The organism is Pseudomonas sp. GCM10022186 (assembly GCF_042656385.1).
Taxonomy (GTDB): Bacteria; Pseudomonadota; Gammaproteobacteria; order Pseudomonadales; family Pseudomonadaceae; genus Metapseudomonas.
On the sequence record NZ_JBHSOU010000058.1, the window covers coordinates 18,516 to 30,790 of the forward strand.

The following is a 12,275-nucleotide window of genomic DNA, read 5'->3' on the forward strand; positions in this document are numbered from 1 at the left end:
CGAAACCTTGGGCCGTCGGCAAGTGGCGAATCAGAGCACCAGGGCCTCGGCGGCCCGCTCCCCGTCCGGCAAGCGTTGGTGCGCCAGCCAGTGGGTCACCAGCGGCCAGACCTCGCGCTCGGCGGCCTTGCTCACCAGCATGGCGAGATGGTCGAAGTCATCGCTGAACCCCTCTTCCTTCGCCAGGCGCTGGAAATGGCGATACGCCTCGGGCACCTGCTCCACCAGCTTGCGGCAGGCCCAGACCGGGTCCTGCAGGTCGCCCGCCGCCGCCACGGCCAATACCGGCACGCGTACATCCGCCAGCCCGGCCCACCAATCCCGCTCGGCATCGCCGAAGCGGCCGAACAGGCCGTGCCAGCGCAGGCTCTCCAGGGCCAGGCCAATGGGCTCGTCTTCCGGCCCGCGCTTGAACAGGGTACCGGACAGCACTTCGAAGCGCTTGAGCAGCAGGCGGCCGCCCCACGCCACCGGCGGCATTTTCAGGGGCCAGTAGACGCGGCTGACCTGGCTGCCGAACAGCGCCGCCGAAGCCACCTGCCCTTCCCCCAGGTACTGCCCGCCCAGGGCCGCGGCCAGGGTGGTGCCGCCCAGGGAATGACCGATCCAGTGCGGCACCTGTCCGCTCTGCTCGCGAACGAATCCGGCGATGGCCGGAAGGTCGTAGCGCGCGTAGTCGGCCACGCGATTGCGGCGATATTGCTGGTTGCGCGGCGAAAGACCGTGGCCACGCATCTCGGCGATCCAGACATCGAAACCGGCACGGGCGAGATGGGGCCCCAGGCCAAGGCCCTTGGGCGAATACCAGAAACGACGATTGGAAAAGCTGCCATGGACCAGGACGACCGGCACGCCACGGGCGGCCTCCTGGCCGAAACGGCCAAGCCGGGTCAGCACCAGCTCGACACTGGGGTCCGGGCTGTTGTTGGGCTTCAGGCGATAGACATCCTCGGTCAGGTCGCCACGAAGTTCCGCGCTTATCAGCGCGACGGGAAAGAGATCGCTACTGCTCTGCATGATTTTCGCTTGCACAAAAAAGGGCGGGTTTCGAACCCGCCCTTTTCGTCAATCAACCAACCCGGGATCAGGCCTGACCTTCCGCCAGGAAGAACCAGGTGTCCAGCACGGAGTCGGGGTTCAGGGAAACGCTTTCGATGCCCTGCTCCATCAGCCACTTGGCCAGATCCGGATGGTCGGACGGGCCCTGGCCGCAGATGCCGATGTACTTGCCGGCCTTGTTGCAGGCGGCGATGGCATTGGCCAGCAGCTTCTTCACCGCCGGGTTACGCTCGTCGAACAGGTGGGCGACGATACCGGAGTCGCGATCCAGGCCCAGGGTCAGCTGGGTCAGGTCGTTGGAGCCGATGGAGAAGCCATCGAAGAACTCCAGGAACTCGTCGGCCAGCAGGGCGTTGGACGGCAGTTCGCACATCATGATGACCTTCAGGCCGTTCTCGCCGCGCTTCAGGCCATTGCTGGCCAGCAGCTCGACCACCTGCGAGGCCTCGCCCAGGGTACGCACGAAGGGCACCATGATCTCGACGTTGGTCAGGCCCATCTCGTTGCGCACTTTCTTCAGCGCACGGCATTCCAGCTCGAAGCAGTCACGGAAGGACTCGCTGATGTAGCGGGACGCACCGCGGAAGCCGAGCATCGGGTTCTCTTCTTCCGGTTCGTAGAGCTTGCCGCCGATCAGGTTGGCGTACTCGTTGGACTTGAAGTCCGACAGGCGCACGATGACCTTCTTCGGCCAGAAGGCCGCGGCCAGGGTGCTGATACCTTCCACCAGCTTCTCGACGTAGAAGCCCACCGGGTCGTTGTAACCGGCGATGCGCTTCTCGACGCTTTCCTTGATCTCGGCCGGCAGGCTGGCGAAGTTCAGCAGCGCCTTCGGGTGCACGCCGATCATGCGGTTGATGATGAACTCGAGGCGGGCCAGGCCCACGCCCTCGTTGGGCAGCTGGGCGAAGTCGAAGGCGCGGTCCGGGTTGCCGACGTTCATCATGATCTTGAACGGCAGCTCGGGCATGGCGTCCACCGAGTTCTTGCGGATATCGAAGCCCAGCTGGCCTTCGAAGATGAAGCCGGTATCGCCTTCGGCGCAGGAAACCGTGACGCCCTGGCCATCCTTCAGCACGGAGGTGGCGTTACCGCAACCGACGACGGCCGGGATGCCCAGTTCACGGGCGATGATCGCCGCATGGCAGGTACGGCCGCCGCGGTTGGTGACGATGGCGCTGGCGCGCTTCATCACCGGCTCCCAATCCGGGTCGGTCATGTCGGAGACCAGCACGTCGCCCGGCTGGACCTTGTCCATTTCGGATACGTCGTGGATCACGCGAACCGGGCCGGCGCCGATGCGCTGGCCGATGGCGCGGCCTTCCACCAGGACCTTGCCCTTCTCCTTCAGCAGGTAGCGCTCCATCACGGTGGCGCTGGCACGGCTCTTAACGGTTTCCGGACGGGCCTGCACGATGTACAGCTTGCCGTCGTCGCCGTCTTTCGCCCACTCGATGTCCATCGGGCGGCCATAGTGCTTCTCGATGATCAGGGCCTGCTTGGCCAGCTCGGTGACTTCGGCTTCGGTCAGGGCGAAGCGGGCGCGGTCGGCGCGGTCGACATCGACGGTCTTCACCGATTTGCCGGCCTTGGCTTCTTCGCCGTAGATCATCTTGATCGCCTTGCTGCCCAGGTTGCGGCGCAGGATGGCGGGACGGCCGGCTTCCAGGGTCGGCTTGTGCACGTAGAACTCGTCGGGGTTCACGGCGCCTTGTACCACGGTCTCGCCGAGGCCATAGGCGGCGGTGATGAACACCACGTCACGGAAGCCGGACTCGGTGTCCAGGGTGAACATCACGCCGGCGGTGCCGGTTTCCGAACGGACCATGCGCTGCACACCGGCGGACAGGGCCACCAGCTTGTGGTCGAAGCCCTGGTGCACGCGGTAGGCGATGGCGCGGTCATTGAACAGGGAGGCGAAAACCTCCTTGGCGGCACGGATCACGTTGTCCACGCCACGAATGTTGAGGAAGGTTTCCTGCTGGCCGGCGAAGGAGGCGTCGGGCAGGTCTTCGGCGGTGGCCGAGGAACGCACGGCAACGGCCAGGTTGTCGTTGCCCTTGGAAAGTTCGGCGAAGGCCTCGCGGATTTCCGCATCCAGGCGCGCCGGGAACTCGGCGTCCATCACCCACTGGCGGATTTCGGCGCCGGTCTTGGCCAGGGCGCTGACGTCATCCACATCGAGCTTGTCGAGGGCGGCATGAATGCGATCGTTCAGGCCACTCTGCTCGAGGAAGTCACGGTAGGCCTGGGCGGTCGTGGCGAAACCACCGGGAACGGAAACGCCGGCGCCAGCCAGATTGCTGATCATCTCGCCCAGGGATGCGTTCTTGCCCCCCACATGCTCAACATCGTGAACGCCGAGCTTATCGAGGGAAACTACGTACTCTACCAAGGTGATCTCTCCACTAATTGTTGGAAAAGCTCATGCGGAGCAACTCCGCAGCGTTCTGGCTTTGGTCCAGAAAAATACGTCACAATGCCGACCGGCTGGGGCCTGGCGAAAAACGCGGCCTATCATAGCCAAGAATCGTTCCTGACTTAAGGCCTTTGGCGCAAATGAAACGAACCGCTTTCTTCATCTCCGACGGCACTGGTATCACTGCGGAAACCCTTGGCCAGAGCCTCCTGGCGCAGTTCGAGACCATTACCTTCAACAAGATCACGCGGCCTTACATCGACAGCGTTGAAAAAGCGCGCGCCATGGTACAGCAAATCAACAAGGCTGCGGAGGCCGACGGCGCCCGCCCGATCATCTTCGACACCATAGTGAACCAGGAGATCCGTGACACCCTGGCCACTTCCAACGGTTTCATGATCGACATCTTCTCCACCTTCCTTTCGCCGCTGGAACAGGAACTTACCTCGCATTCCTCATACTCGGTGGGCAAATCCCACTCCATCGGCCAGCACTCCAACTACATGGAGCGCATCGAGGCGGTGAACTTCGCCCTGGACAACGACGACGGCGCCCGCACCCACTACTACAACAAGGCCGACCTCATCCTCGTCGGCGTCTCCCGCTGCGGCAAGACACCCACCTGTCTATATATGGCAATGCAATACGGAATTCGTGCCGCAAACTATCCGCTGACCGAGGAAGATATGGAGCGCCTGCAGCTGCCTTCCGCCCTCAAGCAGCACAAGGACAAGCTTTTCGGCCTGACCATCGATCCCGACCGCCTCACCGCCATCCGCAACGAGCGCAAGCCCAACAGCCGCTACGCCAGCTTCGCCCAGTGCGAGTTCGAGGTGCGCGAAGTGGAAAACCTGTTCCGCCGGGAAAACATCAACTTCATCAACTCCACGCATTTCTCGGTGGAGGAAATCTCGGCGAAGATTCTGGTCGAGAAGGGTGTGGAAAGAAGGCTGAAATAGGCTAGAAGCTAGAAGCTAGAAGCTAGAAGCTAGAAGCTAGAAGCTAGAAGCTAGAAGCTAGAAGCTAGAAGCTAGAAGCTAGAAGCTAGAAGCTAGAAGCCAGGCAGGATGCGCCTTTCACTTCCAGCTTCCAGCTTCAAGCTTCCAGCTATCTAGAAGGCCTCCCCCGGCACCCGCACCCAACCTTCCATCAGCACGCGGGCGCTGCGGCTCATGATGGCCTTGGTCACCGTCCATTCGCCGTCCACCCTGGCCGCCTCGGCGCCCACGCGCAGGGTGCCCGACGGGTGGCCGAAGCGCACGGCATTACGTTCGCCGCCACCGGCGGCGAGGTTCACCAGGGTGCCCGGAATGGCCGCGGCGGTACCGATGGCCACGGCAGCGGTGCCCATCATGGCGTGGTGCAGCTTGCCCATGGACAGGGCGCGCACCAGCAGGTCGACCTCGTCAGCCTTGACCGTCTTGCCGCTGGAGGCCCGGTAGTCCCTGGGCTTGGCGACGAAGGCGATCTTCGGCGTGTGCTGGCGGGTGGCGGCCTCTTCGGGGGTCTTGATCAGCCCCATGCGCAGGGCCCCGGCGACGCGGATGGCCTCGAAACGGGCCAGTGCTTCGGGGTTGCCGTTGATGTCCTCGCGCAGTTCGGTTCCGCTGTAGCCGATGTCCTCGGCATTGACGAACACGGTGGGAATGCCGGCGGTGATCATGGTCGCCTTCAGCGTGCCGATGCCCGGCACTTCCAGGTCGTCGACCAGGTTGCCGGTGGGGAACATGGAGCCGCCCTCCTCGCCGTCATCGGACGGATCGAGGAATTCCAGCACGATTTCCGCGGCCGGGAAGGTCACGCCGTCCAGCTCGAAGTCGCCGGTTTCCTGGACCTGGCCATTGGTGACCGGCACATGGGCGATGATGGTTTTCTGGATATTGGCCTGCCAGATGCGCACCACGCAGGTGCCGTTCTGCGGAATGCGCGCCGGATCCACCAGGCCGGCGTGCAGGGCGAAGGCCCCGGCGGCGGTGGACAGGTTGCCGCAGTTGCCGCTCCAGTCGACGAAGGCCTTGTCGATGGAGATCTGGCCGTAGAGGTAGTCCACATCGTGATCAGGCTGGCTGCTCTTCGACAGGATCACGCATTTGCTGGTGCTGGAGGTGGCCCCGCCCATGCCGTCGATGTGGGCGGAGTAGGGATCGGGACTGCCGATCACTCGCATGAACAGCGCATCGCGCGCCTCACCCGGCACCTGGCAGCGCTCGGGCAGGTCCTGCAGGCGGAAGAACACGCCCTTGCTGGTGCCGCCACGGATGTAGGTGGCGGGTACTTTGATCTGGGGTACGTGGGACATGAGTTCGGTACCTGGTTGCTCTATGGGGCAGCCCTCTCCCCCGCCCTCTCCCTGAAGTGAGAGGGAGTTGTCCGTGCCGGCTGACACAATGGTTTCATCCTGCGCGGAACGGTCCCCTCTCCCTTCAGGGAGAGGGTCAGGGAGAGGGGCCTTTGTTCCGGCCCGCCACAAGGCAGGCCGGAGCCTTTACATCACGCCACGGACGACTCGAGGAAGTCCTTGGCGAAGCGCTGCAGCACGCCACCGGCCTTGTACACATTCACCTCGGCGGCGGTGTCCAGGCGGCAGGTCACCGGCACTTCGACCACTTCGCCGTTGCGGCGATTGACCACCAGGGTCAGATCGCAGCCGGGCGACAGCTCGCCCTGGATGTCGTAGGTCTCGGTACCGTCGAGTTGCAGCGTCAGGCGGGTGGTGCCCGGCTTGAACTCGACCGGCAGGACGCCCATGCCGACCAGGTTGGTACGGTGGATGCGCTCGAAGCCCTCGGCCACGATCACCTCGACCCCGGCCAGGCGCACGCCCTTGGCCGCCCAGTCACGGGACGAACCCTGGCCATAGTCGGCACCGGCGACGATGATCAGGTTCTGCTTGCGGTTCATGTAGGTTTCGATCGCTTCCCACATGCGCATCACCTTGCCTTCCGGCTCGACACGCGCCAGCGACCCCTTCTTCACCGCGCCATCGACAACGGCCATTTCGTTGACCAGCTGCGGGTTGGCGAAGGTCGCGCGCTGCGCGGTCAGGTGGTCGCCACGGTGGGTCGCGTAGGAGTTGAAGTCCTCCTCCGGCAGGCCCATCTTCGCCAGGTACTCGCCAGCCGCGCTGTTCAGCAGGATGGCGTTGGACGGCGACAGGTGGTCGGTGGTGATGTTGTCCGGCAGGATCGCCAGCGGGAGCATGCCCTTGAGGGTGCGCTCACCGGCCAGGGCGCCTTCCCAGTACGGCGGGCGACGGATGTAGGTGGACATCGGGCGCCAGTCGTACAGCGGGCTGTCCGCTTCCTTCACGTTGCCCAGGTCGAACATCGGGATGTAGATCTGGCGGAACTGCTCCGGCTTGACGCTGGCGGCGACGATGGCGTCGATTTCCTCGTCGGACGGCCACAGGTCCTTCAGGGTGACGGGGTTGCCGTCCTTGTCGGTGCCCAGCACATCCTGCTCGATATCGAAGCGCACGGTACCGGCGATGGCGTAGGCGACCACCAGCGGCGGCGAGGCCAGGAAGGCCTGCTTGGCGTACGGGTGGATACGGCCGTCGAAGTTGCGGTTACCCGACAGCACAGCGGTCGCGTACAGGTCGCGGTCGATGATTTCCTGCTGGATCGCAGGTTCCAGCGCGCCGGACATGCCGTTGCAGGTGGTGCAGGCGTAGGCGACGATGCCGAAGCCCAGCTTTTCCAGCTCCGGCAGCAGACCGGCTTCTTCCAGGTACAGCTTGGCGACCTTGGAACCCGGAGCGAAGGAGGTCTTCACCCACGGCTTGCGCACCAGGCCCAGCACGTTGGCCTTCTTCGCCAGCAGGCCGGCGGCGACCACGTTGCGTGGGTTGGAGGTGTTGGTACAGCTGGTGATGGCGGCGATGATCACCGCGCCATCGGGCATCAGGCCCTCGGCTTCCTCGGCCTTGCCGCTTTGCAGCTTGGCTTCGTCGGCGATGCCGCGCTCGGCCAGGGCCGAGGTCGGCAGGCGGCGGTGCGGGTTGCTTGGTCCGGCCATGTTGCGGACCACGGTACCCAGGTCGAAGCTCAGCACGCGCTCGTACTCGGCGGTCTGCAGGGAGTCGCTCCACAAGCCGAGGGTCTTCGCGTAGTTCTCCACCAGCGCCACCTGCTCGGGCTCGCGGCCGGTGAGCTTGAGGTAGTCGATGGTCTGCTGGTCGATATAGAACATCGCCGCGGTGGCGCCGTATTCCGGGCACATGTTGGAGATGGTCGCGCGGTCGCCGATCGACAGGCTGTCAGCGCCCTCGCCGAAGAACTCGACGTAGGCACCCACCACGCGCTCCTTGCGCAGGAACTCGGTCAGCGCCAGGACGATATCGGTGGCGGTGATGCCCGGCTTGCGCTTGCCGGTCAGCTCGACACCGACGATGTCGGGCAGGCGCATCATCGACGGATGGCCGAGCATCACGGTTTCGGCTTCCAGGCCGCCGACGCCGATGGCGATCACGCCCAGGGCATCGACGTGCGGGGTGTGCGAGTCGGTGCCGACGCAGGTGTCGGGGAAGGCAACGCCGCCACGCGCCTGGATCACCGGGCTCATCTTCTCCAGGTTGATCTGGTGCATGATGCCGTTGCCGGCCGGGATCACGTCGACGTTCTTGAACGCGGTCTTGGTCCACTCGATGAAGTGGAAGCGGTCTTCGTTGCGGCGATCCTCGATGGCGCGGTTCTTCTCGAAGGCTTCCGGGTCGAAGCCCGGGGCTTCGACGGCCAGCGAGTGGTCGACGATCAACTGGGTCGGCACCACCGGGTTGACCTTGGACGGATCGCCACCCTGCTCGGCGATGGCATCACGCAGGCCGGCCAGGTCGACCAGTGCGGTCTGGCCGAGGATGTCGTGGCAGACCACGCGCGCCGGGTACCAGGGGAAGTCCAGGTCGCGCTTGCGGTAGATCAGCTGTTCCAGCGACGCGGTCAGGCTCGCCGGCTCGCAGCGGCGCACCAGCTGTTCGGCGAGTACGCGGGAGGTGTAGGGCAGTTTTTCCCAGGCACCGGCCTGGATCGCCTCGACGGCCGCGCGGGCGTCGAAGTAGTCCAGCTGGGTGCCCGGCAGGCTCTTGCGGTATTGGCTGTTCATCTTATTTGCGATCCTTGAGCGGCACGAACTTCAGATCTTCCGGGCCGACGTAGTTGGCGCTCGGGCGGATGATCTTGCCGTCGATACGCTGCTCGATGACGTGGGAGGACCAGCCGGAGGTACGGGCGATCACGAACAGCGGGGTGAACATGGCGGTGGGCACGCCCATCATGTGGTAGCTGACGGCGCTGAACCAGTCGAGGTTGGGGAACATCTTCTTGATTTCCCACATCACGCTTTCCAGGCGCTCGGCGATGTCGAACATCTTGGTGTTCTTCTGCTCGTCGGAGAGCTGGCGGGCGACTTCCTTGATCACCTTGTTGCGCGGGTCGGATACGGTGTAGACCGGGTGGCCGAAGCCGATCACCACTTCCTTCTTCTCGACGCGGGCGCGGATGTCGGCTTCCGCTTCGTCCGGGTTGTCGTAGCGCTTCTGGATCTCGAAGGCCACTTCGTTGGCGCCGCCGTGCTTCGGCCCGCGCAGCGCGCCGATGGCGCCGGTGATGCAGGAGTACATGTCGGAGCCGGTGCCGGCGATCACCCGGGAGGTGAAGGTGGAGGCGTTGAACTCGTGCTCGGCGTAGAGAATCAGCGAGGTGTGCATGGCGCGGACCCAGGAGTCGCGCGGCTTCTCGCCGTGCAGCAGGTGCAGGAAGTGGCCGCCGATGGAGTCGTCATCGGTCTCGACGTCGATGCGCTTGCCGTTGTGGCTGAAGTGGTACCAGTACAGCAGGGCGGAACCCAGGCAGGCCATCAGCTTGTCGGCGATGTCACGGGCGCCCGGATGGTTGTGGTCGTCCTTCTCCGGCGACAGGCAACCCAGTACGGAAACGGCGGTGCGCATCACATCCATCGGGTGGGCGGACGGCGGCAGCTGCTCGAGGGCGGCCTTGACGCCGGCCGGCAGGCCGCGCAGGGCCTTCAGCTTGGCCTTGTAGCCGGCCAGCTCGGCGATGTTCGGCAGCTTGCCGTGCACCAGCAGGTGAGCGATTTCCTCGAACTCACAGGCGTTGGCAAAGTCGAGAATGTCATAGCCACGGTAGTGCAGGTCGTTGCCGGTACGGCCAACGGTGCACAGGGCGGTGTTGCCGGCGGCAGTGCCGCTCAGGGCCACGGATTTTTTCGGCTTGAAGCCCGGGGTGGTGGTTTCGGCAGTAGCGTTCATCGCTTGATTCTCCTCATTCAATCCGGTTGCGTGCGTCTTTTTCCACGGGCCGCCCTGGTGGGCGGCGGCCCGCGTCCGGTCATTTCTTGTTGGCGGCGAACAGCGCGTCGAGCTTCTGCTCGAAGGCGTGGTAGCCGATGCGGTCGTACAGCTCCGCACGGGTCTGCATCAGGTCGATGACTTCTTTCTGGTGGCCATCGCGGCGAATCGCCGTGTAAACGGCTTCGGCGGCCTTGTTGGCGGCGCGGAAGGCCGACAGCGGGTAGAGCTGGATGGCCACGCCGACCGAGGCCAGCTCGTCGCGGGAGAACAGCGGGGTCGCGCCGAACTCGGTGATGTTGGCCAGGATCGGCACATTCAGCGCGTCGACGAAACGCTTGTAGGTCGGCAGGTCGTAGGCCGCTTCGGCGAAGATGGCATCGGCGCCGGCTTCGACGTAGCGCAGGCAGCGCTCGATGGCGGCATCCACACCTTCGGCCTGGATGGCGTCGGTACGGGCGATCAGGAAGAAGTTCGGGTCGGTCTTGGCATCAGCGGCGGCCCGGACGCGATCGACCATCTCCTCGGTGGAGACGATTTCCTTGCCCGGACGGTGGCCACAGCGCTTGGCGCCGACCTGGTCCTCGATGTGGGCGGCAGCGGCACCGGCCTTGATCAGGTTCTTGACGGTGCGCTCGATATTGAAGGCGCTGGGACCGAAACCGGTGTCGATATCCACCAGCAGCGGCAGGTCGCAGACGTCGGTGATGCGGCGCACGTCGGTGAGCACGTCGTCCAGGGTATTGATGCCCAGGTCCGGCAGGCCCAGCGAGCCGGCGGCGACACCGCCACCGGACAGGTAGATGGCCTTGAAGCCGGCACGCTTGGCCAGCAGCGCATGGTTGGCGTTGATGGCACCGATGACCTGCAGCGGACGTTCCTCGGCGATGGCGTCGCGGAAGCGCTGGCCGGCGGTTTTCTGACTCATGACTCACCTCGTGTTTTGGACGGGTTGGCGAGCGCTTCCTGGTAGTGGCGCTCGATATTGCGCTTGGAAGCGCCGATGTGACGGCGCATCAGCAACTCGGCCAGCTCGCCGTCACGATCGGCGATGGCATCGAGAATACGGTGGTGTTCGGCGAAGGCCTGGCGCGGCCGGTTCGGCACGCTGGAGAACTGCAGGCGGTACATGCGCACCAGCTGGTAGAGCTCCCCGCAGAGCATCTTGGTCAGGGTCTGGTTGCCGCTGCCCTGGATGATCCGGTAGTGGAAGTCGAAATCGCCTTCCTGCTGGTAGTAGCCACGGCCGGCCTGGAAAGCCTCGTCGCGCTCATGGGTATCCAGCACCCGGCGCAGCTCGTCGATCTCGGCCTGGCTCATGCGCTCGGCGGCCAGGCGACAGGCCATGCCTTCCAGGGATTCGCGGATCTCGTAGAGCTCGATCAGCTCGGCAGGATTCAGCGACACCACCCGGGCACCGACATGGGGCACGCGCACCAGCAGGCGCTGGCCTTCCAGGCGGTGGATCGCCTCGCGCAGCGGGCCACGGCTGATGCCATAGGTGCGCGCCAGCTCGGGCTCGGAGATCTTGCTGCCGGGGGCGATCTCGCCGCGCACTATGGCCGCCTGGATACGCCGGAAGACGCTCTCGGCAAGGGTTTCCGAGTCCAGTTGTCCAGTGGTGGGGGCTTCAGGGATGTCCAGCATGATTGTCGACACATTCGTAAGCGATGACGCAAAACTACTGCCATAAAAGCCAATCTGTCAAACACCATTCGACCAATTGTCGACAATCCGTCGTGAGCCCAGGATTTAAGTCAGGGCCTTGGATGTTCGGCTCCGGCGCCATAAGCGTCTGTCGCGGCAGAAAATCCACGTGTTAGAATGCGCGCCGCCAGCGCCAGTCTGGGCACCGATGACTAGCCTGTAAGACTCCCAGACCAGGCGCCGCAGCCAAGAAGGCCGTGGGCCGGGCTCCTGGACCGATGATCGCGTTACGCTCAAAGGACTTATGACACTCAAGCCCTTCGCCCTGATTGCCTGCCTCTTCGCCCTCCCCGGCCTTGGCCTCGCCAACGAGAAGACCGTCTACGGCCTCAATGAATACGCCAGGCTGAAGGATCTGGACCTCGAAGTCGCCGCCAAGCTGGACACCGGCGCCAAGACCGCTTCCCTCAGCGCGCGCGACATCAAGCGCTTCAAGAAGAATGGCGAACCCTGGGTGCGCTTCTACCTGGCGATCGACGACGCCCACGAACACCCGATCGAGCGCCCCCTGGCGCGGATCAGCAAGATCAAACGCCGCGCCGGGGACTACGACCCCGAGGAAGGCAAGACCTACACCGCACGCCCGGTCATCGAACTGGAGGTGTGCATGGGCAAGGCCCTGCGGACGATCGAAGTGAACCTCACCGACCGTAGTGCTTTCCAATACCCGCTTCTGATCGGTTCCGAGGCGCTCAAGCGCTTCGACGCACTGGTCGACCCGAGCCTTAAATACGCTGCCGGCAAGCCCGGCTGCGCCACCGATGCAAACTCTGACGAGTAACCCAC

9 protein-coding genes are annotated in these 12,275 nt (G+C 64.4%); 2 read left to right on the forward strand and 7 right to left on the reverse strand.

Annotation, left to right across the window (positions count from 1 at the left end; translation table 11 throughout):
- Positions 1–30: 30 nt before the first annotated feature.
- Together ACFPU0_RS18525 and ppsA are read right to left on the reverse strand one after the other, a co-directional pair.
- Positions 31–1,017 carry an alpha/beta fold hydrolase gene (locus ACFPU0_RS18525; RefSeq protein WP_377694739.1) on the reverse strand — a complete coding sequence of 329 codons (987 nt, stop codon included), beginning with the start codon at positions 1,015–1,017 and terminating at the stop codon, positions 31–33.
- Between the two features lie 67 nt (positions 1,018–1,084).
- Positions 1,085–3,454, reverse strand: coding sequence for a phosphoenolpyruvate synthase (ppsA, locus tag ACFPU0_RS18530; protein ID WP_377694740.1), 2,370 nt, complete (start codon positions 3,452–3,454; stop codon positions 1,085–1,087).
- Positions 3,455–3,618: 164 nt separating this feature from the next.
- Here ppsA and ACFPU0_RS18535 point away from each other — a divergent pair, with 164 nt between their 5' ends.
- Positions 3,619–4,437, forward strand: a complete 819-nt coding sequence (locus tag ACFPU0_RS18535; protein ID WP_377694741.1) for a pyruvate, water dikinase regulatory protein — start codon at positions 3,619–3,621, stop codon at positions 4,435–4,437.
- A 152-nt stretch (positions 4,438–4,589) separates the two neighbouring features.
- Here the strand turns inward: ACFPU0_RS18535 and prpF are convergent, their stop codons facing one another.
- From prpF to ACFPU0_RS18560, 5 genes are all read right to left on the reverse strand, one after another.
- Positions 4,590–5,777 (reverse strand): 2-methylaconitate cis-trans isomerase PrpF, encoded by a 1,188-nt coding sequence (prpF, locus tag ACFPU0_RS18540; RefSeq protein ID WP_377694742.1) that lies wholly within the window; start codon positions 5,775–5,777, stop codon positions 4,590–4,592.
- A 191-nt stretch (positions 5,778–5,968) separates the two neighbouring features.
- Positions 5,969–8,578 (reverse strand): Fe/S-dependent 2-methylisocitrate dehydratase AcnD, encoded by a 2,610-nt coding sequence (gene acnD, locus ACFPU0_RS18545; protein ID WP_377694743.1) that lies wholly within the window; start codon positions 8,576–8,578, stop codon positions 5,969–5,971.
- Between the two features lies 1 nt (position 8,579).
- Positions 8,580–9,743, reverse strand: a complete 1,164-nt coding sequence (prpC, locus tag ACFPU0_RS18550) for a bifunctional 2-methylcitrate synthase/citrate synthase (RefSeq protein ID WP_377694744.1) — start codon at positions 9,741–9,743, stop codon at positions 8,580–8,582.
- Between the two features lie 79 nt (positions 9,744–9,822).
- Positions 9,823–10,710, reverse strand: a complete 888-nt coding sequence (gene prpB, locus ACFPU0_RS18555; protein WP_377694745.1) for a methylisocitrate lyase — start codon at positions 10,708–10,710, stop codon at positions 9,823–9,825.
- Entirely contained in the window at positions 10,707–11,429 is a 723-nt protein-coding gene (locus ACFPU0_RS18560) for a GntR family transcriptional regulator (protein WP_377694746.1), read from the reverse strand. Before ACFPU0_RS18560 ends, prpB begins: the two co-directional genes overlap by 4 nt.
- A 304-nt stretch (positions 11,430–11,733) precedes the next feature.
- Between ACFPU0_RS18560 and ACFPU0_RS18565 the strand changes: the two genes are divergently transcribed.
- Positions 11,734–12,270 (forward strand): ATP-dependent zinc protease, encoded by a 537-nt coding sequence (locus tag ACFPU0_RS18565; protein WP_377694747.1) that lies wholly within the window; start codon positions 11,734–11,736, stop codon positions 12,268–12,270.
- Positions 12,271–12,275: the final 5 nt, after the last annotated feature.

What these genes read in the sequence shown, in the direction of transcription:
- ACFPU0_RS18535 (WP_377694741.1), top strand. Translation starts at nt 3,619, where the DNA reads ATGAAACGAACCGCTTTCTTCATCTCCGACGGCACTGGTATCACTGCG.
- ACFPU0_RS18560 (WP_377694746.1), bottom strand. Translation starts at nt 11,429, where the DNA reads ATGCTGGACATCCCTGAAGCCCCCACCACTGGACAACTGGACTCGGAA.
- acnD (WP_377694743.1), bottom strand. Translation starts at nt 8,578, where the DNA reads ATGAACAGCCAATACCGCAAGAGCCTGCCGGGCACCCAGCTGGACTAC.
- ACFPU0_RS18565 (WP_377694747.1), top strand. Translation starts at nt 11,734, where the DNA reads ATGACACTCAAGCCCTTCGCCCTGATTGCCTGCCTCTTCGCCCTCCCC.
- prpC (WP_377694744.1), bottom strand. Translation starts at nt 9,743, where the DNA reads ATGAACGCTACTGCCGAAACCACCACCCCGGGCTTCAAGCCGAAAAAA.
- prpF (WP_377694742.1), bottom strand. Translation starts at nt 5,777, where the DNA reads ATGTCCCACGTACCCCAGATCAAAGTACCCGCCACCTACATCCGTGGC.
- ACFPU0_RS18525 (WP_377694739.1), bottom strand. Translation starts at nt 1,017, where the DNA reads ATGCAGAGCAGTAGCGATCTCTTTCCCGTCGCGCTGATAAGCGCGGAA.
- prpB (WP_377694745.1), bottom strand. Translation starts at nt 10,710, where the DNA reads ATGAGTCAGAAAACCGCCGGCCAGCGCTTCCGCGACGCCATCGCCGAG.